Genomic DNA, 22,041 nt, shown 5'->3' on the forward strand with positions numbered 1-22,041 from the left:
CTGAGGGCGCGATTATCGCGCCCTTTTATTTTGCCTGTTATTAACCGTACGTTCAGTGATTAGAAGTTATAGGTTAAGCCCAGGGTATAACGGCGCCCGTCGAGAATGGTGCCGTAATTATTGTAATCAATAGTTTTATCGAAGACGTTATAGACCCCGGCCGAAACCGTCATATCTTTGTTTGCGTTATAACGCAGACCAACATCCACCAGCGTGTAGGAAGGCGTGCTTTCAGCCATGGAGGTTCTGCTCAGGTATTCTGAAGTTTTCCCGCGCAGATTCAAACGGCTCCAGAAGCCGACGTCCGGGGTGGCCTGCCAGTCAAGCGTTGAGTTAAACATATGCTTAGGCATTTTATTCAACGGCTTGCCAGAGAATTGCCCGCTCTTTTGCTCTGATTCTGTGTAGGTATAGTTGCTGCTCAGGTTCAGCGTTTTCGTTATCTTCCACCCAAAGGTGGATTCCACGCCGCGCATGTTGGCTTTGTCCACGTTTACCCTGTCGCTAACGAAGTCATAGCTGTGGTTGCCGATACGGCACGCAGGATCGGCGCTGCTGTTACAGCGGCGAACTTCAGTGATTTTATCCTTAAAATCAGTATTAAACAGAGTGATACCGGCATTAAGGTTATCGTTGTTGTCCCAGAGCAGGGCAATTTCTTCGCTCAGGCTTTTTTCAGGCTTGAGGTCGGGGTTACCCACGATAATTCCATCCAGTCGTCCTCCCCCGGTCACCTGCCCCCAACTGGCGGAGGATTGACGTAAATCCGGAGAGCGGTAACCTGCGGAAACGCCGCCTTTAAGCGTCCATTGTTCAGTCAGGTGCCAGACCCCGTAGCCACGCGGTGTCCAGTGAGTTCCGTAGTTTTCGTCTTTATCCATACGCAGGCCGCCCGTCAACGTGAAGCTGTCCGTCATTGCCCACTCGTCTTCGCTAAACAGCGCCCAGCTCCAGCGCGTCAGCTTGTTGAGGCCCTGGGCTGCTTCAAGCTGGTTGCCGTCGTCCTTGAGTTTTTCATAACGATACTGTCCGCCGAGCGTTAACGTATGGTCGCCTAAGAAGAGCTGGTTTTGGTTATTGAGAATGGTGTTGTAAGACTCCATGTCACGCCCGGGGTTGTTGGTTTTCTCCTGTTGGACATAGGTCGTGGTATTAAAATCATCGTAATAACCGTGGTGGGTCAGGGCATAAGTCGTATGCTCATAGCGGCTTTCGCTTTTGGAGCTGTCTATCGCCGCTGATTCGCCCGGCGTACTGTTTCTATCCTGTAATTCTCTTGAAATATCAAGGTCAAAATCGTTTTTTTCATCCGGCGTGAGATTCAAAGCGACCGAACCATTACGCATTTTCTGTTCGTTATAGCCATTAAGGATTTTATCTTCGGCCCGGCGTGAGAGTAACCCGGTGACTTTGGCGCCCAGCAATCCCTCAATAAGGGGACCGGAGGCATAGAAGTCCGTCTGGAATAAGTCGCCGGAATCGTTATTTTCCTGGAACGTGGCGTCGCCATGCAATGAGCCGGTCCAGCCGCGTGTATTCGACGTTTTTTTGGTGATGACGTTAATCACGCCGCCCATCGCATCGGAACCGTACAGAGAGGACATAGGCCCACGGATAACCTCAATACGTTCGATGGACTCCAGAGGAGGCATCCACCCCTGTTCAATGCCGGCATTATCGCTGTTAGGCCGCGTACCTCGGGTACTGATACGTTTGCCATCGATTAAAAACAATGTGTACTGGGAAGACATGCCGCGAATACTGATATCGCTGCTGCTGCCACCGCCAGTGACCACAACGCCGGGCACGTCTCTTAGCGCATCGGTAATGTCACGATAGGCTTTATCTTCAATTTGCTGTTTGGTAATGACAGAGATTGAAGCCGGCGCGTTCTGTATTTTCTGTTCAAAGCCCGTAGCCGTCACAACAAGCGTGTCTTGTGTTTCCGCCAGGACAAGAGAGGGTGTTGAAGCTGCGCAAATAAATGCGGATATGAGTTTAATGCGAGGTATAGCCATATTTTCCACTCCATGTGTTAAGGAAAGGCTCCATCAGAAATAACCCGGTAATAATTGTGTATATCTTTGACTTCTAAGCCTCTTTGCCGATGGAGAACCGTGGGGGATTGTACAAAAAAATCAAATTTTGTAAACACGAATGATATTAATTATCATTTTGTTTAATTGTGGAGGGATTCGACAGGGAGTGAGAAGGGGAAATAAAAGGCGGGAAACGTCCCGCCTGATGCTATTTCAACAGATGCTCCGCGTGGAAACGCAGGTGATCCTCTACGAAGGTGGCGATAAAGTAATAGCTATGATCGTAGCCCGGCTGCACGCGCAGGGTTAACGGCCAATTTTTTTGCCTTGCCACTTCCGCAAACTGCGCAGGTTGTAGCTGGTCGGCCAGGAACTGATCGGCATCGCCCTGATCGATAAGCGTCGGCAATGCGTTTGCCGAATCGGCGTCCATCAGCAGGCAGCAACTGTCCCACGCGCGCCACTGGCTTTCATCCGCCCCAAGATAGGCGGTAAACGCTTTTTGGCCCCACGGCACGCGCGTTGGGTTCACAATCGGCGCAAACGCGGAAACGGAGCAGAAACGACCCGGGTTTTTCAGCGCGATGCTTAATGCGCCGTGCCCGCCCATAGAATGCCCGAAGATCGAGGCTTTTTCGCTAATGCTGAAGTTATCGGCAATTAAAGCCGGCAGTTCGTCGCAAATATAATCATACATGCGGAAATGCCCGGCCCAGGGCTGTTGGGTCGCGTTGAGATAGAAGCCTGCGCCCTGGCCCAAATCATAGCTTTCGCTATTCGGCACGTGCTCACCGCGCGGGCTGGTATCCGGCATCACCAGAACAATGCCCAGCTCCGCCGCTATGCGCTGCGCGCAAGCTTTGGTGGTGAAGTTCTCATCGTTGCAGGTTAATCCAGATAGCCAGTACAGAACGGGTGGGGGATTAGTGCGCGGTGGAGGCAAAAAAATACTGAATGTCATCGCGCAGTTAAGTACCGAGGAATCATGGCGCCAGCGCTGTTGCCAGCCTTCAAAACATCGGTGTTCTTCGAGGAGTTCCATCAGGACAGTTCCTTAATTATCTTCAGGATCAATGAACAACTTTCACTTCACCCCAGTCTAGTCATGCTGCATCATGCTGACAACGATATTGTAACAATTGAGGTCGACGTGGCGGTACGTATCGCGTTAACGGGTTTTCTGGTGCTGGTGGTGGCGATGGGCATTGGCCGCTTCGCGTTCACGCCGCAGGTGCCGCTGATGATAAGCGAAGGCCAGCTCACGTTGACGAGTGCGGGACTGGTGGCCGCCATAAACTATCTGGGTTATCTGGTCGGCGCGTGGGACGCCATGCGCGCCCGCCTGCGGGTAGAGCTGCGTTTACTGTGCGGCGTCTGGGGAGCGGTTATTCTTACGCTGCTTTCGGCAACGGTTGATGCGGCGCTCTGGCATGCGTTGATCCGTTTTCTTCTTGGCTGGGCGAGCGGTTGGGCGATGGTGCTGATTGCGGCCTGGAGCAATGAAAAGCTGGCGCAGCTTGGTAAGCCGGGCCTGAGCGCCGCCGTGTTCGCGGGGCCGGGAGCCGGGATATTTCTCAGCGGCTTGCTGGCGGTCGCTATTCACAGCCTCGGGCTTGAGGCGAGTGAAGCCTGGCTGGTTTATGGCGTTCTGGCTCTCTTTTTTGTGCTGCTGATTGCGCGTAATTTACCGCGAAAGGGGGAGTTACATCGTCCTGAAACGGCTCCGGAGCCGCTGGTGCTGAACGCGCCTCTTAAGCGGCTGGTATGGAGTTACAGCCTTGCGGGCTTCGGCTATATCCTGCCCGCCACCTTCTTATCGCAAATGGCGAACGCTCGTTTCCCCGGCAGCTTATTTGCCCAGTTTATCTGGCCGGTATTCGGCGGCGCGGCGGTGGTGGGCATATTGCTCGGCATCGCCACGCGACAGATGCTGCACAGCAATCAGCGGCTGGCTCTGGTGCTGTGGTTACAGGCGCTGGGGGTTTTCGCTTCGGAATGGGTCCCCGGCATGGCGGGCCTGGTATTGGGCGCGCTGTTGGTGGGCGGAGGATTTTTATGCGCCGTGCAGCTTTCCTTGCAGTACGGCCGTGAAATGGCTCCGCAACACACGCGCTATCTGGCCGGATTGTTAACCACGGGCTACGCCGTCGGACAGTTAATCGGACCTGCGCTATCAGCGTTGTCCACCGCATTAACCCATCAACTGGAACCCGCGCTATATGTCGCCGGTGTTGCCTTAATCGTTGGCGGCGGCCTGGTCTGGAAAAGGTATTAACGATTTCAATAATTATCCTTTGCACTACTGGATTATGCGGGCGCGCTCCCGCACAATGAGCGCACACTTTGTCCCACGTAGGGCAGAGGTCAGCCACACCTGCAGGAGAAAACAGCATGTCTACACTCAGTAAAGAAGCCGCTTTGGTTCACGAGGCTTTGGTTGCGCGCGGCCTGGAAACGCCCCTGCGTCCGCCGTTGCGTGAACTGGATAATGAAACCCGCAAACGCGAGATTGCCGAACATATGTCGGAAATCATGCAGTTGCTGAACCTCGATCTGAGCGACGACAGCCTGATGGAAACGCCGCATCGCATCGCCAAAATGTATGTCGATGAGATTTTCTCCGGCCTGGATTACGCAAACTTCCCGAAAATCACCGTCATCGAAAATAAAATGAAGGTGGATGAAATGGTGACGGTGCGCGACATCACGCTGACCAGCACCTGCGAGCACCATTTTGTGACCATTGACGGCAAAGCGACGGTTGCCTACATCCCAAAAGATACCGTGATTGGCCTGTCTAAAATTAACCGCATCGTGCAGTTTTTTGCCCAGCGCCCGCAGGTTCAGGAGCGTTTAACGCAGCAGATTCTGATTGCGCTGCAAACCTTGCTCGGCACCAATAATGTGGCGGTTTCTATTGATGCGGTCCATTATTGTGTGAAAGCTCGTGGGGTTCAGGACGCGACCAGCGCCACCACTACCACGTCGCTTGGCGGCTTGTTCAAATCCAGCCAGAATACACGCCAGGAATTCCTGCGCGCTGTTCGTCATAACTAAACCTTAAACAGGCAGGAAACATGGAGAGAAATGTCACGCTGGATTTTATCCGTGGCGTCGCTATTCTCGGCATCCTGCTGCTGAATATCGTGGCCTTTGGTTTACCTAAGGCTGCGTATATCAATCCCGCCTGGGCGGGTTCCGTTTCTCTGAGCGATGCCTGGACCTGGGCGGCGCTCGATTTATTTGCTCAGGTCAAATTCCTTACCTTATTCGCTTTGCTGTTCGGCGCGGGCCTGCAGATGTTGTTACATCGCGGCAAACGCTGGATTCAGTCTCGCCTTACGCTGCTTGTTCTGCTCGGGTTTATGCATACTTTACTGCTGTGGGACGGCGATATTCTGCTGGCGTACGGCCTGGTAGGACTGGTTTGCTGGCGCATGATTCGCGATGCGCCGGGTACACGCCAGCTTTTCAATACCGGCGCGCTGCTGTATCTCACGGGCGTAGGCGTGCTCTTGCTGCTGGGTTTTATTTCCGGCGATGCGCCAAACCGCTCCTGGGTCCCGGACGCGGCCAATATTCAGTATGAGCAGCTATGGAAAGTTAATGGCGGCACGGAAGCCATCAGCAACCGGGCTGATTTGCTCTCATCAAACCTGCTCGCGCTGGGCGCGCAGTATGGCTGGCAACTGGCCGGGATGATGCTGCTGGGCGGCGCGCTCATGCGCAGCGGCTGGCTGAAAGGCCAGTACAGTCTGCATCACTATCGCCGCATCGGCGCCTGGCTGATTGCGGTGGGGATGCTGATAAACCTGCCGGGTATTTACGCTCAGTGGCACGTCAACTGGAACTACCAGTGGTGCGCATTTTTACTGCAGGCCCCGCGTGAACTGAGCGCGCCGTTTCAGACAATTGGCTATGCCGCGCTGGCATTTGGCTACTGGCCGTGGCTCTCAAAACTGCGTCTGGTAAGCGCCATTACCTGCGTTGGGCGCATGGCCCTTTCGAACTATCTGCTGCAAACGCTGATTTGCACTACGTTATTCTTCCGCTTCAATCTGTTCATGAAATTTGACCGTCTGCAACTGCTGGCCTTTGTCCCGGCGGTATGGGCCGTTAACCTCCTTTTCTCCGTACTCTGGCTGCGCTACTTCCGCCAGGGGCCGCTTGAATGGCTATGGCGACAATTAACCGCGCGTGCTGCGGGGGTATCGTTAAGACATTCAGCAAGATAATGATATACATCACAAACGTTAACAAATTGTATGTAACCGTTTACATGGCTGTGATCGTCTTCACGTAAACCCGCCCCGACTCGCTGCCAGAATAGGCACCTTGCCAAAAACAGGGTGCAGCTATGAGACCGACTCTTCCAACGGCGTGGTGTCAACTATGATCACCATTCGTGACGTTGCCCGTATCGCCGGCGTTTCCGTGGCGACGGTATCCCGCGTGCTCAACAACAGTGCGCTGGTCAGCGCTGAAACCCGTGAAAGTGTGATGCGAGCCGTCTCCCAGACAGGATATCGCCCTAACGCAAATGCGCAGGCGCTTGCCACCCAGGTCAGCGATACCATTGGCGTGGTGGTCATGGACGTATCCGATCCTTTCTTTGGCGCGCTGGTAAAAGCGGTGGATGTCGTGGCGCAGCAGCACAATAAATACGTGCTCATCGGCAACAGCTACCATCAGGAAGAAAAAGAACGTCACGCCATCGAAGTGCTGATTCGCCAGCGCTGCAATGCGCTTATTGTTCACGCAAAAGCGCTAAGCGATGCGGAGCTGAGCGAGTTCCTCGAAAGTATCCCCGGTATGGTGCTGATAAACCGCATTGTGCCCGGTTACGCCCATCGCTGCGTTGGTCTCGATAACGTTAGCGGGGCGGTGATGGCAACGCGCATGCTGCTTAATCAAGGGCATCAGCGCATCGGCTATCTTGCTTCCAGCCACAGCATTGAAGATAACGATCAGCGGCGGGAAGGTTGGCTGCGAGCCTTAACAGAACAGGGCATTACGCCGCCAGAAAGCTGGATTGGCGTGGGCTCGCCGGACATGCAGGGCGGGGAAGCGGCAATGGTTGAGCTGTTGGGCCGCAACCTGCAGCTTAGTGCGGTGTTTTCTTACAATGACAGCATGGCCGCAGGCGCGCTTACCGCGTTGAAAGATAATGGGATTGTGGTTCCTCATCACGTTTCTGTTATCGGCTTTGACGATATTCCCATCGCCCGTTACACCGATCCGCAATTAACCACCGTGCGCTACCCGGTTGTTTCAATGGCTCGTCTGGCCACCGAACTGGCGTTACAGGGCGCGGCAGGGACGCTGGACAGTGATGCAACGCACTGTTTTATGCCGACTTTAGTTCGTCGTCATTCGGTGGCGCCAAAGCAAATTGTGGGGCCGATCACTCTCTGATTAAAGACTTTGATGTAACCGGTTTCAATCTGTGAGTAAATTCACAGTTAATTAACATTGTGCTGTCTATGATGTCAGCGTTTTATACGTTGAAACTATATGTAACGGTGATTAATCAGTTTCACTACGGGTATTCAGCGAAAAACAGCCCATAAAATGCAGTTCAGGATCGTTACGAACATGGAAGAGTAATTATTTTAGGATAATTTTCGGCATTCAGTAACGTTTTCATAACATTGCTGCCCTGCCATTAATTTAACCAGAACTACCCTGCAAAAAAACCGGAGATACCATGAATAAGAAGGTTTTGACCCTGTCCGCCGTTATGTCTTGCATGCTGTTTGGCGCGGCTGCTCACGCTGCTGATACCCGTATCGGCGTGACCATCTATAAATACGACGATAACTTCATGTCCGTCGTGCGCAAAGCGATTGAGAAAGACGCCAAGGCTAGCCCGGACGTTGAGCTGCTGATGAACGACTCCCAGAACGACCAGTCCAAACAAAACGATCAGATTGACGTGCTGTTGGCTAAAGGCGTGAAAGCCCTGGCCATCAACCTGGTTGACCCGGCAGCAGCAGGCACGGTTATCGAAAAAGCCCGTGGCCAGGACATTCCTATTGTCTTCTATAACAAAGAACCTTCTCGTAAAGCGCTGGATAGCTACGATAAAGCTTACTACGTGGGCACCGACTCCAAAGAATCCGGCATCATTCAGGGCGACCTGATTGCTAAACACTGGGCGGCAAACCCGGCGTGGGATCTGAACAAAGATGGTCAGGTGCAGTTCGTACTGCTTAAAGGTGAACCAGGCCACCCGGACGCTGAAGCGCGTACCACTTACGTTATCAAAGAGCTGAACACCAAAGGCCTGAAAACCCAGCAGCTACAGTTAGATACCGCGATGTGGGACACCGCTCAGGCGAAAGATAAGATGGACGCCTGGCTGTCTGGCCCGAACGCTAACAAAATCGAAGTGGTTATCGCCAACAACGATGCGATGGCAATGGGCGCGGTAGAAGCGCTGAAAGCGCACAACAAATCTTCTATTCCGGTCTTCGGCGTGGATGCTCTGCCGGAAGCGCTGGCGATGGTTAAATCTGGCGCAATGGCCGGTACCGTGCTGAACGATGCCAACAACCAGGCGAAAGCCACCTTCGATCTGGCGAAAAACCTGGCCGACGGCAAGCCTGCGGCGGAAGGTACTAACTGGAAAATTGAACAAAAAATCGTACGTGTTCCATACGTCGGCGTTGATAAAGACAACCTGGCGGAGTTCGTCGGTAAATAAGTCAGACAGATTGCAACGGGCGTACGCAAGTACGCCCGATTCAGATCTTACGCTCAGTGACACTATCGCAGCCAGGTATAACTATGGTCAGCAATCAGACATCTTCGCCTGAATACTTGTTGGAAATGACCAACGTCAACAAGTCATTCCCCGGCGTTAAGGCACTGGATAATGTGAATTTAAAAGTTCGTCCTCATTCCATTCATGCATTAATGGGAGAGAACGGCGCGGGTAAGTCCACGTTATTAAAATGCCTTTTTGGGATCTACAGTAAAGATTCCGGCAGCATCCTTTTTCAGGGAAAAGAAGTGAATTTTACCAGCACCAAAGAGGCGCTGGAAAACGGTATTTCCATGGTGCACCAGGAACTTAACCTGGTATTACAGCGTACCGTGATGGATAACATGTGGCTGGGACGTTACCCAACCAAAGGTATGTTTGTCGATCAGGATAAAATGTACCGCGACACCAAAGCTATTTTCGACGAGCTGGATATTGATATCGATCCGCGCGCCCGTGTTGGCACGCTGTCCGTATCGCAAATGCAGATGATCGAAATTGCCAAGGCATTTTCCTACAATGCCAAAATCGTCATTATGGATGAGCCCACCTCATCTTTGACGGAAAAAGAAGTTAACCATCTCTTTAAAATTATTCGTAAATTAAAAGAGCGCGGCTGCGGTATCGTTTATATCTCCCATAAAATGGAAGAGATATTCCAGCTTTGCGATGAAATTACTATTTTGCGTGACGGACAGTGGATTGCCACCCAGCCGCTTGAAGGGCTGGACATGGATAAGATTATTTCCATGATGGTAGGCCGCTCCCTGAACCAGCGCTTCCCGAACAAATCCAACGTGCCGGGGGAAGTGATTATGGAAGTGCGCAACCTGACCTCATTGCGTCAGCCGTCCATTCGCGACGTTTCCTTTGACTTACACAAAGGGGAAATTCTCGGGATTGCCGGCCTGGTAGGCGCAAAGCGTACTGACATTGTGGAAACGTTATTTGGAATTCGTGAAAAATCTTCCGGCACCATTTTGCTGCATGGCAAAAAGATTAATAACCACACCGCGAACGAAGCGATTAATCATGGCTTTGCCTTAGTGACCGAAGAGCGTCGTTCAACCGGAATTTACGCTTATCTGGATATTGGCTTTAACTCGCTGATTTCGAACATTCGTAAATATAAAAATAAAGTTGGCCTGCTTGATAATACCCGGATGAAAAGCGATACCCAGTGGGTTATCGATTCCATGCGCGTTAAAACGCCAGGGCACCGCACGGCGATGGGTTCTCTGTCCGGTGGTAACCAACAGAAAGTTATTATTGGCCGCTGGTTGTTAACGCAGCCGGAAATTTTAATGCTCGATGAACCTACTCGTGGTATCGACGTAGGCGCAAAATTTGAAATTTATCAGCTTATTGCTGAACTTGCCAAAAAAGGGAAAGGGATCATTATTATTTCGTCCGAAATGCCGGAGTTGTTAGGGATTACAGATCGTATTCTTGTAATGAGCAATGGCCTCGTTGCGGGAATTGTAGACACTAAAACAACCACGCAGAACGAAATATTACGTCTTGCGTCTGTGCACCTTTGATAATTTAGGGGCTATTGAAAAATGAGTGCGTTAAATAAGAAAAGTTTTCTAACTTATCTGAAAGAAGGCGGCATTTATGTCGTTTTGCTGGTGTTGCTGGCGATTATTATTTTCCAGGACCCGACGTTTTTAAGCCTGATGAACTTAAGTAATATTCTGACCCAGTCTTCCGTGCGCATTATTATCGCGCTGGGCGTGGCAGGGCTGATTGTGACTCAGGGTACCGACCTTTCCGCTGGTCGTCAGGTTGGCCTTGCGGCGGTGGTTGCGGCAACGCTTTTGCAGTCTATGGAAAACGTCAACAAAGTCTTCCCTGACATGCAGACCATGCCTATTCCGGTGGTTATTCTGATTGTTTGTGTCATCGGCGCGGTTATCGGCCTTGTGAACGGTATTATCATCGCTTATCTGAACGTGACGCCGTTTATCACCACTTTGGGTACCATGATCATCGTTTATGGCATCAACTCCCTGTACTACGACTTCGTGGGCGCATCGCCGATTGCGGGGTTCGACAGCGGCTTCTCGACCTTTGCCCAGGGCTTTATCAGAATGGGTGACTTTAAGCTTTCGTACATCACCTTCTATGCGTTGATTGCGATTGGCTTTGTATGGATCCTGTGGAACAAAACTCGCTTCGGTAAAAACATCTTCGCCATCGGCGGTAACCCGGAAGCGGCGAAAGTGTCCGGCGTAAACGTAGCGCTGAACCTGATTATGATTTACGCGCTGTCCGGGGTGTTCTACGCCTTCGGCGGGATGCTTGAAGCTGGCCGTATCGGCTCGGCGACCAACAACCTCGGCTTTATGTACGAACTGGATGCGATTGCGGCGTGCGTGGTTGGCGGCGTGTCGTTCAGCGGCGGCGTGGGTACGGTCATCGGCGTGGTAACCGGTGTTATCATCTTCACCGTTATCAACTACGGTCTGACCTATATCGGCGTGAACCCTTACTGGCAGTACATCATCAAGGGCGGGATTATTATCTTCGCAGTAGCGCTGGATTCCCTGAAATACGCGCGTAAGAAGTAATCTTCACCATGGTCGGGTGGCGCAGCACTTACCCGACCTGCGAAAACTTGTAGGGTGGACAGGCGTACGCGCCATCCACCTTATATCCTCCGGCGATATGTCGGGTTATTTCTTCTCTTTCTTCTGTATTTCCAGCAGTTGCTCCGGTGTTACCGCCGGGTAAGCCTGCGCATCTTCCGGAACTTCATGTAAGGCGGGAATCGGCACTAGCGGGCCGAGGAAACGTGGCTCACGTTTGAAAATATACACATCCGCCAGCGCCCCCAGACGCGCGCCAAATTCACGTATTCTCACCGTCATCATATTTTTAGGCGAAGGCACGGCGTAGCACTGCGCCTGAATGCCCATATGCAGAGCGATAAACAGCGCGCGTTCGCAGTGGAAGCGCTGCGTAATGATGATGAAGTCGTTGGTATCGAAAACTTTACGGGTACGAACGATGGAATCCAGGGTACGAAAACCGGCGTAATCCAGCACGATATCGGCAGGATCGACACCTGCGGCAATTAAATCTCTGCGCATGGTCATCGGTTCGTTATAGCTGGTCTGGGCGTTATCGCCGCTTAATAAAAGATAGTTAACCTTGCCGCTGTTGTAGGCGTTTAACGCGCCCTGAATACGATAAAGGTAGTACTGATTAATGACGCCGGTGCGGTAATACTTGGCAGTGCCGAGCACGACACCCACCTGGCGATAGGGCAGGTCCTGCAATTCGTCGTAAACGTAGGGGGCGGTTTTCCAGCTCATCCAGCGGTCAAGGCTAAGCGCTGCCAAAAGAGTCAAGCCGATGATGACTAACAGGCTGTAAAACAAGCGCTTCAACATTGACTTGCGGACTCATGAGTAGGATGAAATTTTATCCAAGGCTACTTTACCTGGGGAGTAAGAGCAAGGTATGCGGATTTGGTTGAGCTAAATTTCAACAATATATTTGTGGAAATCAGGCGGGTGCGTGCACACCCGCAGCAGAAAGCTTAACCCAGCAGGGTACGATCGATGTTCTGGCAGCCCAGCGCTTTAAGCGTGGCGGCCGTCGCATCCCATTGTGTCAGCAGGGCATCGGCGCGTTCGGCCAGCACGGCTCGCTGAATTTCGCTGTAATCATAACCCGACAGGCTCAACACATTGAGCGCGGCCTGCAACGGCGGCAGCGACGGATTGAAAGCGGCGTTCTCCGCGTAGCTTCCGACGATAATTGTGCCGTCGCGCAACGCTAGCGCAACGCCCGCTGGCGCTTTGCTGTATGGCGCATGGCTGCGGTTTGCCGCAACGATTGCCGCCTGGCTTAGCTCATCGCCCTGCGGGGCATAACCGTGATCGGTATCGTCAAGCAGCAGCGTAGCGATCTCTAAATCACGAGGGCCGAAAGAATCCGGCAGATAGTCACCGAGCGTGGAGGGCTTGCGGCCTGGCAGGTTAATCTGCAGTTTCACGCCGCTGTTTAGCTCGTTCATAAACTGGCGGCAATGGCCGCACGGCGTGTAGTTCACCGTAATGGAAACCAAAGCTTTTTCGCCGCGCATCCATGCATGAGTAATAGCGCTTTGTTCCGCATGAACGGTTTGCTGCATAGTGGTGCCGGCAAATTCCATATTGGCGCCAAAATAGAGATTACCGCTGACGCCGCGAGCTACGGCGCCAACGTTGAAATTCGATAAATCTGTACGGGCGCAGGCGGCGGCAAGCGGCAGCAGGGCAAAGGCAAGCGCATCATCATCCAGGCCCGTCTGGCGTTTCAGCGCTTCCACTTCCTGTGCGCTGAACATGGCCGGGAAACGGTCATCGGCAAGCAGAGGTTGCAGGGCGGCCTGCAGTGAAGCCGGGAGCTGTGCGAAAGCAGCATGAAAACGAGAACGCATGTGTCTTAGCCTCATAATAGGTAATGGAACCATAGTGTACGGCGCTACAGAGGCTTTATATGTGATCCGTCTCTAATTGCAAATGCAACAGATGAAATAAAAAACGAAAATGCGCGATCTATCGCAAGTTTTAACCAAACAGCGCGACAATAACCGGGAAAAGGAACGGGGCGATAAGCGAAGTGATAATCCCGCAAATCACCAGCGCCAGCGAACTAAAAGCCCCTTCCTGGAAATCCAGCTCAGCGCAGCGCGCCGTGCCGAGAGCGTGGGCGGCGGTGCCCATCGCCAGGCCTCGTGAAGCTTTAGTGGTAATGCGCATAATGTTTAACAGCGTGTGGCCAAAAACGGCCCCCAGGATCCCTACAAAAATCACGCAGACCGCGCTGATAGCGGGGATGCCGCCGATGCTGCCGCCTACCGCCATCGCAATCGGCGTGGTGACTGATTTCGGCAGTACGGATGCGGCAATTTCCGGCGTTGCGCCCATATACAGCGCAATGGCGGTGCCGCTTATCATCGCCACCATGCTGCCGATAAAGCAGATGCTAATGATAGATTTCCAGCGCGCGCGAATCTGGTGTAGCTGTTCATAAAGCGGGAAGGCGAGGGCGACAACCGCAGGCTGCAGCAAATCGTTAAGCACCTCGCTGCCTTTAAAATAATGCTCGTAGGGCGTGCCGGTGAAAACCAGTAACGGAATAATCACCACCATTGAAACCAGCAGCGGATTTAACAGCGGTGTCTGGAAGCGCGCGCCAAGCTTGCGTGCGCCAAAAAAGACCAACAGCGACAGCGGTAAAGACCACCACATATATTGCATCATTTTATGTCCGCCTCGTTTTCACCGATAATTTTGCGTTCGCCGTGCACCAGATGAGAGCTCCAGCTCACAATAATCAACACCACCAGGGTGCTGATAAAACAGGACACCACCAGCGGGCCGAACTGCGCTTTCAGCACCTCGTAATACTGCATTACACCCACGCCAATCGGGACAAAAAGCAGGGCCATATAACGAATCAACAGATGACAGCCTGGCTTAACCCATTTCGCCGGCAGGATTTGCAGCGAAAGCAGCACGAACAAAATCAGCATGCCGATAATACTGCCCGGGATGGTTATCGGGAGCAGCGAAGCAATGGCGATGCCAGCATATAAACATAAGTAAATTAAAATAAAAGATCGCAGATACTGCCAGAGAACGATGAGCGAGTTGCGCATGGAAAGGGTCCTTTAGGAAACGCATTCATCATACAATTAAACCTGATATTGTGCTACCGCGAGCAACATGAATTATGAGCATACCAAATATTCCTGATATGAAGGTTTCACAATCGCCAGGGCTACGGCCAGACGGGCATAAAAAAGGCGACCCGAAGGTCGCCTCAGTAGCCTGGCGGAAAGTTTAGTTCAGACGAACCGGCATACCGGAACGGTTCTGAATTGCCTGATCCACAACGTTAGTATCAACATCTGGCTGAGCGGTAATCGCCGTCACGTTGTTTTTCAGCGTGATAGGAACGATTTCACCCGAGTTGAACTGCGCTTCGGTAGTAGACAGCGGGTTATGTACTTCAATGTAGCGCGTGCCGTCTGGCTCGACCGTGGCTTTTACCGGCTCATCAATGAACTGTACGCGAGTACCGACCGGTACATTTTCGAACAGGAACTTGATGTCTTCGTTACGCAAACGCACGCAGCCGTGGCTTACGCGCAGACCGATACCGAAGTTAGCGTTGGTGCCGTGAATGGCATACAGACGACCAATATAGAGCGCGTACAGACCCATAGGGTTGTCCGGCCCTGCTGGCACAACGGCTGGCAGCGGCGTACCGGCCGCCGCGTATTCCGCGTGCATTTTAGCGGTTGGCGTCCAGGTTGGGCCCGCTTTCTTGCGTTCTACTTTTGTGGTCCAGTTAATTGGGGTGTCTTTACCTAACTGGCCGATACCGATTGGCAACACGATAACGGTGTTGGTGTCTTTCGGGTAATAGTAGAGGCGCATCTCAGCGCTGTTGATAACGATGCCTTCATGAACGGTATCCGGCAGGATGAGCTGCTGAGGAATATTCAGGATGGTGCCGGGTTTTGGCAAATACGGATCAACGCCAGGGTTGGCTTCCAGCATATTGGAAAGCCCCATCTGGTAACGCGCTGCAAACTCTTCCAGCGGCGCGGTGCTACCTTCAGGAATGGTGATGACCTGGTTTTGGCCAATCAGACGGCTGCCATCGGTTGGCAGGGGGTAAGTCACGGCGGAAGCTGTTTTGCAAAAAGACGCAACAGCCACAAATGCCAGTAAAATCGAGCGTAATTTTATATTCATGTTGTGCGAAATATTTATGGCCACACAGGCTAGTTAGTTGAGAATCAGATGGGGTTTAGCCGCGCATTATATGTGCATTCCCGCAGTCTGGGAAATCAGATGTGGATTAAATCACACTTTTTTCACATCGATTGAATTATAGACAGCGCACAAGCAGCGCGATCCGTAAACGCACTTATGGCATACTGTGTCCGATATCACAAATTACACCACCTCTTTTATCAGGACATCTCTGTGCTAGTTTCCAGTAACGTCACTATGCAGTTCGGCAGTAAGCCGCTGTTTGAAAACATCTCCGTCAAATTTGGCGGCGGCAATCGCTACGGCCTGATTGGCGCTAACGGTAGCGGTAAGTCCACCTTTATGAAGATCCTGGGCGGTGATTTAGACCCAACCCTGGGCAACGTATCTCTCGATCCGAACGAGCGCATCGGTAAGCTGCGTCAGGATCAGTTCGCCTTTGAAAAATTCACCGTTCTCGACACGGTGATCATGGGCCACGCTGAACTCTGGGAAGTAAAAGAAGAGCGCGACCGCATTTACGCGCAGCCGGAGATGAGCGAAGAAGACGGTTATAAAGTTGCCGATCTCGAAACCAAATACGGCGAGATGGACGGCTACACGGCGGAAGCGCGCGCGGGCGAACTGCTGCTGGGCGTCGGCATTCCTGTAGAACAGCATTACGGCCCGATGAGCGAAGTCGCGCCAGGCTGGAAACTGCGTGTGCTGTTGGCGCAGGCGCTGTTCTCTAATCCGGACATCCTGCTGCTCGATGAACCGACGAACAACCTGGACATCGACACTATTCGCTGGCTGGAAACCGTGCTCAACGAGCGCAACAGCACCATGATCATTATTTCGCACGACCGTCACTTCCTGAACATGGTCTGCACCCACATGGCGGATCTGGATTACGGCGAACTGCGCGTTTATCCGGGCAACTATGACGAATACATGACGGCGGCAACGCAGGCCCGTGAACGCCTGCTGGCGGACAACGCCAAGAAAAAAGCGCAGATTGCTGATCTGCAATCCTTCGTGAGCCGCTTTAGCGCCAACGCTTCTAAATCACGCCAGGCAACTTCTCGCGCCCGTCAGATTGATAAAATCAAACTCGACGAAGTGAAAGCGTCCAGCCGTCAGAACCCATTCATCCGTTTCGAGCAGGACAAGAAGCTGTTCCGTAACGCGCTGGAAGTAGAAGCGCTGACCAAAGGCTTTGAGGAAGGCCCGCTGTTCAAAGGCGTAAACCTGCTGCTGGAAGTGGGTGAGAAGCTCGCGGTGCTGGGTACCAACGGCGTGGGTAAATCAACCCTGCTGAAAACCCTGGTAGGCGAACTCGAAGCGGACGCAGGCACCGTGAAATGGTCCGAGAATGCGCAGATCGGCTACTACGCGCAGGATCACGAATACGAATTCGAAAACGATCTTACCGTGTTCGACTGGATGAGCCAGTGGAAGCAAGAAGGCGACGACGAGCAGGCGGTACGCAGCATCCTTGGCCGTTTACTTTTCAGCCAGGACGACATCAAAAAGCCTGCTAAAGTGCTTTCCGGTGGTGAAAAAGGCCGCATGCTGTTTGGCAAGCTGATGATGGAGCGCCCTAACGTGCTGGTCATGGACGAACCTACTAACCACCTGGATATGGAATCCATCGAATCGCTGAACATGGCGCTGGAAATGTATCCGGGCACGCTGATCTTCGTTTCTCATGACCGTGAATTTGTCAGCTCGCTGGCAACGCGCGTGATTGAAATTACTCCGGAACGCGTTATCGACTTTACCGGCGGGTATGAAGATTACCTGCGTAGTAAAGGGATTGATGGTTAACAGAAAAAGCTGCCGTAGCGCTGTAAAGGCTGTTCACCAGGTTAAATCCAACGCTTCGGTTCAGATCTCAACAACGCCTTACGCGCCGCCTGCCTGAGTAACAGTGCAGGCGGGCGGCAAGGCGTTGTTGCTTTATCCTCATCGGGATAGCTGCATAGCCATTACTTTATAGCGGGCGTAAGCATAATTTTCTTATGGCTGTTATGCGGCGAAATTTTATTCATATTTTGTTTTTACCATTTCACCATTTTTCTTCATGCGATATATTTTGTTATTAGTGATAAAAGTTAGTCCCATATTTTTGCTGTTGCTGACAGAAAAAATCTTATTCTTTTCTATACAATTTATCGGGGGGTTCATATCATCAAAACAGAGTCTGTCATATTTTCCGTGTTCTTTATAGCCCCCACCGAAATCCCAAAAAACCACGGTGAAACTCCCATAAGGTGCGGGATTGGGGATATCATACTGGTTTTTTAGGCTATCTTTATTTTTCAGCCACCAGCTTATTTTCCCGTTATCCGTAAAAGGGAAATTTTTCACCAGAACATAGCTGTGGCTGCCATTTTTGTGTACAGCGATAATTTCTATCGGACGTAGCAATAACCACAAAAAATAACCGCACAGGATACAGCCAGGCAATATTAGAGCCAGGATGTATTTTTTATTTACTACTTTCACTGCGGTCTCCGATAATTTCTATATTGGTCATAAAAGGAATGTCTTGCCATTTGCATATAGACGAAAGTTTCCCCGTATAATGGTAAGGATGATACGGGACGAAAGTCATTCTTCATTAATTTTAACGACCTTGTCATTCTTGTCTAAACGATAATTGTCACCATTGTATACTGTGAAAACCGTTCCCGAATTAGTGCTTTTATCTACGGAAAAAATAGCGTCCTTTTCAATACATTTTTCGTCAGTAGTCATATCCTGAAAACAAATCCTGTCATATTTGTCTTCTTTTTTATAGCCACTACCGAAGTTCCAAAAAGTAATATCATAGCCGCCATAAGAAGCTGGTTTTGGAATGCCGTAACGCATTTTTAGCATGTCTTTATTTTGCAACCACCAGTTTATTTTTCCTTTATCAGTGAAGGGGAAGTTTTTCACTAAAACAGAACTGTAGTTACCGTCCTCATGCACTGCCACAATTTCTACCGGGCGCAGTGACAACCACAGAAAGTAACCGGACAGGGCGCAGCAAAACAATAATAGTATCAGGAGTATTTTTTTACTTTTGGCTTTCATCGCGTCCCTCAATAATCTCAACTGTAGCTTCCATATTGGTTATAAAAGGCTTAAAACCAAACTGATTGTATCGCTGGAGCACAAACCAGATGCGGAATAAACGGAGCTGATTAAATTTGGCTTTTAGAATGTCGTTATCGTCGAGGCCCAAGTGTCATGTACGGTAATGCCCATACCGTTAAAGTTATCTTGAGATCTATCAAATTTTGGCAATCTACCTTCCAGGATCGCTTTGTACAATTCATCTTTTTGCTCGGCTGGATAAACTTTCTTATCCCAGTCTATATGATTGTTTAGCGCTTCTTGTAATAAGAAATGGGTGCTGTTTTCCTTAGATTGATCTCTAAGAATATGTTCTTTCAACGCTGAATTGAGATGCATACTGGTGAAGGATGAACCATCACCATTCTGCATATGATTGATCATCTGTTCAATCACATCTTTGTAAGGACCATACAGGGAGAAAGTACGCGAGAGTTTACGGAATTCATCAAACAGGATTCGGGCGCATTCCTGGCGCGTAACCTTTTCGGCCTCTTCACGGTAGTTATAAAACATTGACTGCGGCTGGCTGACAGGAGTGATTTTTGTCAGCGTATACGGATCCACTCTGGCGGAAATATCCAGCAGATGAAAACGGGATTTTAACTGCGCCTCGGTTAAGTCCCCGCAGCGCATATCACTGGCGCTGTAATCATCCATCCTGTTCTTGGTTTTGAATATAGCGCAGGGAAATTGCAGTGCAGCTATCGTAGTACATTCCTTGTATTATCGACCTTCATGATCCTGATAACGGTATAATACGTCGCAGCCGGGCTGCGGTGGAAATATTGTACAGCCTCCCGGCCCAAATTCAGAATGTTGACCGTTTCCTGTGAGCGAGTCCCACACGCTTGCACTGGAAAAAACGCTGCGGTTTCTTCTCGTGGAACCGATTTAACTGATTGCCGATGATGACGTTGTCGGTACAGATTAGTAGGGTGGATAAGCGCATGCGCCATCCACCGCATGTTTATTACAGCATCCAACTCTCCTGTGCGGTCCCTTCCACCACCAAACGCCTTGTTTCACGCGCAGGAAGCGTCAGCTTCAGCTCCTTCCATGCCGAGAGATAATCTCCTGTGCGATTAAATTTGATATGAATCTCCTGTGCGTTGCAGCAAATCTCCCAGTCCAGCCACAGCGCATTTCCTTGCCGATAGCCCCAGGATTCGCCGTCATCTTCAAACAAACTGCCGGTTGATACGCCCGTTCCGCGCAGCGGATATATTTTCAGTTCACGCACATCATCGGCTTTGGCATCTACATGCGTAATGCGTGCGGAATGCGGCAGAGCGGCACCGGCCCGTACCAGCAGCGGCAGGCGTTCCAGCGGTGCGTCCAGCACAATACTCTGGCCGCCGCTGTACCACTGGCCGGTGTAATAGTCGTACCAGCCTTCGCCGTTTGCCGGCAACCACACTTCACGCTCGCGGCTTCCCGGCTCGACCACGCTCGCTACCAGTAAATCGCGGCCCAGCATGAAATCGTCGCATTCTTCGAAGGTTTTCGCGTCGTGCTCGTGGTCGAGGAACGTCGGGCGCAGCATCGGCTCGTCGTCCGCATGCGCCTGCCACAGCAGCGTGTAGAAATAGGGCAGCAGACGATAGCGTGTTTCGATAGCGCTGCGGATAGCCGGGGTGATTGCCGGGTACATCCAGGGTTCGTTGACCGTCTGGTCGTCATTCCACGAGTGGATGGTAAAGCGCGGGTGCATCACGCCGTTTTGCACCCAGCGCACAAACAGTTCCGCATCCGGTTTATCGCCGGAAAAACCGCCCACATCGTGCCCGACGTTGTACAGCCCGGAAAGGCTCATGCCCACGCCCATGCGGATGTTGTAGCGCAGAGTATTCCAGTTGGTACGATTATCGCCGCTCCAGGTTTGTACGTAACGTTGCATCCCGGCGCAGCCAGAGCGTGAAATAAGGTAAGGGCGTTTTTCCGGCGCGAAAGTTTGTTGCGCTTCCAGCGAGGCGCGCATCATCAGCAGCGGCATCACCGGGCGGATATGCTTAATGGCGATCTCTTCACCAAAGCCGTGGCAGCGCGCTTCGCCGTCCCAGACCTCAAATTCGTTATTGTCATTCCACGTTGAATCGATGCCCATTTCCAGAAGCTGCGTGGTAACGCCGTTCTGCCACCATTTCACCGTTTCCGGGTTGGTGAAATCAAGGTGCGAACCTTCATCGTCCCAGAAACTCGAACGCTCCGGCCCGTCCTGCTCTGAATCCTTAATAAACAGCCCGCGTTCCGCCACTTCTGAATAGCGCGGATGATCCTGCAACAGGCACGGCTTGATGTTCGCCGCAAGCTTAATGCCGGCTTCGTGGAAAGCCTGACTCATCGCCTTCGGCTGCGGCACTTTGTCGTAGTTCCAGTTAAAGACGTAGCGCTTGTCGTTAATGGAAGTGTATCCCGATGACAACTGGAACGAATCGCAGGGAATCGCATGCTCGTTGCACAAACGGATAAAGCTCAACAACTGCCGCTGTGCGTCCGGCGCGTCGGTGTAGCGCATGGTCGATCCGCTGTAGCCGAGGCTCCATTTCGGCCCGAACAGCGTTTTACCGGTCAGGCGAACAAATGCTTTGGTGACATCCAGCACTTTGGGGCCGAGGAACAGGTAATAATCCACGTCGCCGGATTCCGCCTGCCAGCGGCGGTAGGGCAGGTGATAGTTGTCGATTTCGTTGCCTAAATCCAGCCAGCAACTGCTGAGGTTGTCGTAAAACATCCCGAAGCTGACGTCCGGGCGCTTAGTGATGGTAAACGGAATATGCTTATACAGCGGGTCGGTCGATTCCGCGTTATAGCCCATTGCGTCAAGATTACGCATTTCGTAGCGTCTGCCGGTGCGGGCTAACGGCCCGGCTTTTTCGCCCAGCCCATAATAGCTTTCTTCTTTATAGCGACGCTGGTAGTGCGCCACCCCGTCGCCGTGGGCATTCAGCAGATAGGCGCTGGTCGGGCGATCGCTTGCAAGCAACTGCCATCCGGCGCCGTCTTTTTTGTACTCCCACTCCAGCCACAGAGGCTGATGGACGGTCACCCGCAGTTTGTCGGTGCTGATGCGCAGCGTGTCATCGGTTTCTTCAACCGCAAAGGCCGGAAGCGTGAAGCCCTCCAGACTTTCACGCGCGCGTCCTTCCCACGGCACATCATTTTGTGGCGCGATGCTCCAGGTGCGGTTTAAAGCCAGCTTGTTCTCGCGCTTAATCAAAATGCGGAACATCCCTTGTTCCAGCACGTACAGGCAGAGGCGATGCTTACCGTCCACGCTTAATTCAACGTGATGCGCATCGGATTTCAACAGTGTCCAGTTCTTCAGGGTTTTCATCATTTACGATCC

General features: G+C 51.8%; 18 protein-coding genes and 1 pseudogene. 8 read left to right on the forward strand and 11 right to left on the reverse strand.

All coding sequences use genetic code 11. The annotated features are described in order from the left end of the window. Positions 1–59: 59 nt before the first annotated feature. Together MUA00_RS11910 and fghA are read right to left on the reverse strand one after the other, a co-directional pair. Entirely contained in the window at positions 60–2,018 is a 1,959-nt protein-coding gene (locus MUA00_RS11910; RefSeq protein ID WP_271123252.1) for a ligand-gated channel protein, read from the reverse strand. Between the two features lie 229 nt (positions 2,019–2,247). Continuing rightward, positions 2,248–3,081, reverse strand: a complete 834-nt coding sequence (gene fghA / locus MUA00_RS11915; RefSeq protein WP_271123253.1) for an S-formylglutathione hydrolase — start codon at positions 3,079–3,081, stop codon at positions 2,248–2,250. A gap of 108 nt (positions 3,082–3,189) precedes the next feature. On the opposite strand from fghA, the gene MUA00_RS11920 reads away from it, so the two are divergent. The 7 genes from MUA00_RS11920 (at position 3,190) to mglC (ending at position 11,378) form a co-directional block, all read left to right on the forward strand. Next, on the forward strand, positions 3,190–4,314 hold the full coding sequence (locus tag MUA00_RS11920) for a YbfB/YjiJ family MFS transporter (protein WP_271123375.1): 1,125 nt from the start codon (positions 3,190–3,192) through the stop codon (positions 4,312–4,314). A gap of 116 nt (positions 4,315–4,430) precedes the next feature. Further along, entirely contained in the window at positions 4,431–5,096 is a 666-nt protein-coding gene (gene folE / locus MUA00_RS11925; RefSeq protein ID WP_271123254.1) for a GTP cyclohydrolase I FolE, read from the forward strand. Between the two features lie 20 nt (positions 5,097–5,116). Then, positions 5,117–6,274 (forward strand): DUF418 domain-containing protein YeiB, encoded by a 1,158-nt coding sequence (yeiB, locus tag MUA00_RS11930; protein WP_271123255.1) that lies wholly within the window; start codon positions 5,117–5,119, stop codon positions 6,272–6,274. A 157-nt stretch (positions 6,275–6,431) separates the two neighbouring features. Beyond that, complete coding sequence (galS, locus tag MUA00_RS11935) at positions 6,432–7,454, forward strand: HTH-type transcriptional regulator GalS (protein WP_271123256.1); 1,023 nt, start codon at positions 6,432–6,434, stop codon at positions 7,452–7,454. Positions 7,455–7,746: 292 nt separating this feature from the next. After that, positions 7,747–8,745 (forward strand): galactose/glucose ABC transporter substrate-binding protein MglB, encoded by a 999-nt coding sequence (mglB, locus tag MUA00_RS11940; protein WP_271123257.1) that lies wholly within the window; start codon positions 7,747–7,749, stop codon positions 8,743–8,745. An 83-nt stretch (positions 8,746–8,828) separates the two neighbouring features. Further along, positions 8,829–10,346 carry a galactose/methyl galactoside ABC transporter ATP-binding protein MglA gene (gene mglA / locus MUA00_RS11945; protein WP_271123258.1) on the forward strand — a complete coding sequence of 506 codons (1,518 nt, stop codon included), beginning with the start codon at positions 8,829–8,831 and terminating at the stop codon, positions 10,344–10,346. Positions 10,347–10,367: 21 nt separating this feature from the next. Continuing rightward, positions 10,368–11,378 carry a galactose/methyl galactoside ABC transporter permease MglC gene (gene mglC / locus MUA00_RS11950; RefSeq protein WP_271123259.1) on the forward strand — a complete coding sequence of 337 codons (1,011 nt, stop codon included), beginning with the start codon at positions 10,368–10,370 and terminating at the stop codon, positions 11,376–11,378. A 105-nt stretch (positions 11,379–11,483) separates the two neighbouring features. Here mglC and sanA read toward each other — a convergent pair whose 3' ends face one another. The 5 genes from sanA to ldtB form a co-directional block, all read right to left on the reverse strand. Next, positions 11,484–12,203, reverse strand: a complete 720-nt coding sequence (gene sanA / locus MUA00_RS11955) for an outer membrane permeability protein SanA (RefSeq protein WP_271123260.1) — start codon at positions 12,201–12,203, stop codon at positions 11,484–11,486. Positions 12,204–12,352: 149 nt separating this feature from the next. Further along, complete coding sequence (gene cdd / locus MUA00_RS11960) at positions 12,353–13,237, reverse strand: cytidine deaminase (RefSeq protein WP_271123261.1); 885 nt, start codon at positions 13,235–13,237, stop codon at positions 12,353–12,355. A gap of 130 nt (positions 13,238–13,367) precedes the next feature. Continuing rightward, on the reverse strand, positions 13,368–14,063 hold the full coding sequence (locus MUA00_RS11965) for a CidB/LrgB family autolysis modulator (protein WP_271123262.1): 696 nt from the start codon (positions 14,061–14,063) through the stop codon (positions 13,368–13,370). After that, positions 14,060–14,461, reverse strand: a complete 402-nt coding sequence (locus MUA00_RS11970) for a CidA/LrgA family protein (protein WP_271123263.1) — start codon at positions 14,459–14,461, stop codon at positions 14,060–14,062. The genes MUA00_RS11965 and MUA00_RS11970 overlap by 4 nt, the downstream gene beginning before the upstream one ends. A gap of 184 nt (positions 14,462–14,645) precedes the next feature. Next, entirely contained in the window at positions 14,646–15,566 is a 921-nt protein-coding gene (gene ldtB, locus MUA00_RS11975) for a L,D-transpeptidase (protein ID WP_271123264.1), read from the reverse strand. 234 nt (positions 15,567–15,800) lie between these two features. Between ldtB and MUA00_RS11980 the strand changes: the two genes are divergently transcribed. Continuing rightward, positions 15,801–17,396 carry an ABC-F family ATPase gene (locus MUA00_RS11980; RefSeq protein WP_271123265.1) on the forward strand — a complete coding sequence of 532 codons (1,596 nt, stop codon included), beginning with the start codon at positions 15,801–15,803 and terminating at the stop codon, positions 17,394–17,396. 216 nt (positions 17,397–17,612) lie between these two features. On the opposite strand, the gene MUA00_RS11985 is transcribed toward MUA00_RS11980, so the two are convergent. The 4 genes and pseudogenes from MUA00_RS11985 to MUA00_RS12000 form a co-directional block, all read right to left on the reverse strand. Further along, positions 17,613–18,077: a DUF943 family protein gene (locus MUA00_RS11985; RefSeq protein ID WP_271123266.1), complete on the reverse strand. Its 465-nt coding sequence runs from the start codon at positions 18,075–18,077 to the stop codon at positions 17,613–17,615. Between the two features lie 105 nt (positions 18,078–18,182). Then, positions 18,183–18,650: a DUF943 family protein gene (locus MUA00_RS11990; RefSeq protein ID WP_271123267.1), complete on the reverse strand. Its 468-nt coding sequence runs from the start codon at positions 18,648–18,650 to the stop codon at positions 18,183–18,185. Further along, positions 18,634–19,352 (reverse strand): annotated as a pseudogene (locus MUA00_RS11995) (YPO3983 family protein). The gene MUA00_RS11990 and the pseudogene MUA00_RS11995 overlap by 17 nt, the downstream one beginning before the upstream one ends. 313 nt (positions 19,353–19,665) lie before the next feature. After that, on the reverse strand, positions 19,666–22,029 hold the full coding sequence (locus MUA00_RS12000) for a glycoside hydrolase family 31 protein (RefSeq protein WP_271123376.1): 2,364 nt from the start codon (positions 22,027–22,029) through the stop codon (positions 19,666–19,668). Positions 22,030–22,041 lie beyond the last annotated feature (12 nt).

Source organism: Dryocola boscaweniae (assembly GCF_025215095.1).
In the GTDB taxonomy this organism is placed as follows: Bacteria; Pseudomonadota; Gammaproteobacteria; order Enterobacterales; family Enterobacteriaceae; genus Dryocola; species Dryocola boscaweniae.

Bases quoted from the DNA above. Each gene is read 5' to 3' on its own strand.
- MUA00_RS11910 (WP_271123252.1), bottom strand. From the start codon at position 2,018: ATGGCTATACCTCGCATTAAACTCATATCCGCATTTATTTGCGCAGCT.
- fghA (WP_271123253.1), bottom strand. From the start codon at position 3,081: ATGGAACTCCTCGAAGAACACCGATGTTTTGAAGGCTGGCAACAGCGC.
- folE (WP_271123254.1), top strand. From the start codon at position 4,431: ATGTCTACACTCAGTAAAGAAGCCGCTTTGGTTCACGAGGCTTTGGTT.
- yeiB (WP_271123255.1), top strand. From the start codon at position 5,117: ATGGAGAGAAATGTCACGCTGGATTTTATCCGTGGCGTCGCTATTCTC.
- galS (WP_271123256.1), top strand. From the start codon at position 6,432: ATGATCACCATTCGTGACGTTGCCCGTATCGCCGGCGTTTCCGTGGCG.
- mglB (WP_271123257.1), top strand. From the start codon at position 7,747: ATGAATAAGAAGGTTTTGACCCTGTCCGCCGTTATGTCTTGCATGCTG.
- mglA (WP_271123258.1), top strand. From the start codon at position 8,829: ATGGTCAGCAATCAGACATCTTCGCCTGAATACTTGTTGGAAATGACC.
- mglC (WP_271123259.1), top strand. From the start codon at position 10,368: ATGAGTGCGTTAAATAAGAAAAGTTTTCTAACTTATCTGAAAGAAGGC.
- sanA (WP_271123260.1), bottom strand. From the start codon at position 12,203: ATGTTGAAGCGCTTGTTTTACAGCCTGTTAGTCATCATCGGCTTGACT.
- cdd (WP_271123261.1), bottom strand. From the start codon at position 13,237: ATGCGTTCTCGTTTTCATGCTGCTTTCGCACAGCTCCCGGCTTCACTG.
- MUA00_RS11965 (WP_271123262.1), bottom strand. From the start codon at position 14,063: ATGATGCAATATATGTGGTGGTCTTTACCGCTGTCGCTGTTGGTCTTT.
- MUA00_RS11970 (WP_271123263.1), bottom strand. From the start codon at position 14,461: ATGCGCAACTCGCTCATCGTTCTCTGGCAGTATCTGCGATCTTTTATT.
- ldtB (WP_271123264.1), bottom strand. From the start codon at position 15,566: ATGAATATAAAATTACGCTCGATTTTACTGGCATTTGTGGCTGTTGCG.
- MUA00_RS11990 (WP_271123267.1), bottom strand. From the start codon at position 18,650: ATGAAAGCCAAAAGTAAAAAAATACTCCTGATACTATTATTGTTTTGC.
- MUA00_RS12000 (WP_271123376.1), bottom strand. From the start codon at position 22,029: ATGAAAACCCTGAAGAACTGGACACTGTTGAAATCCGATGCGCATCAC.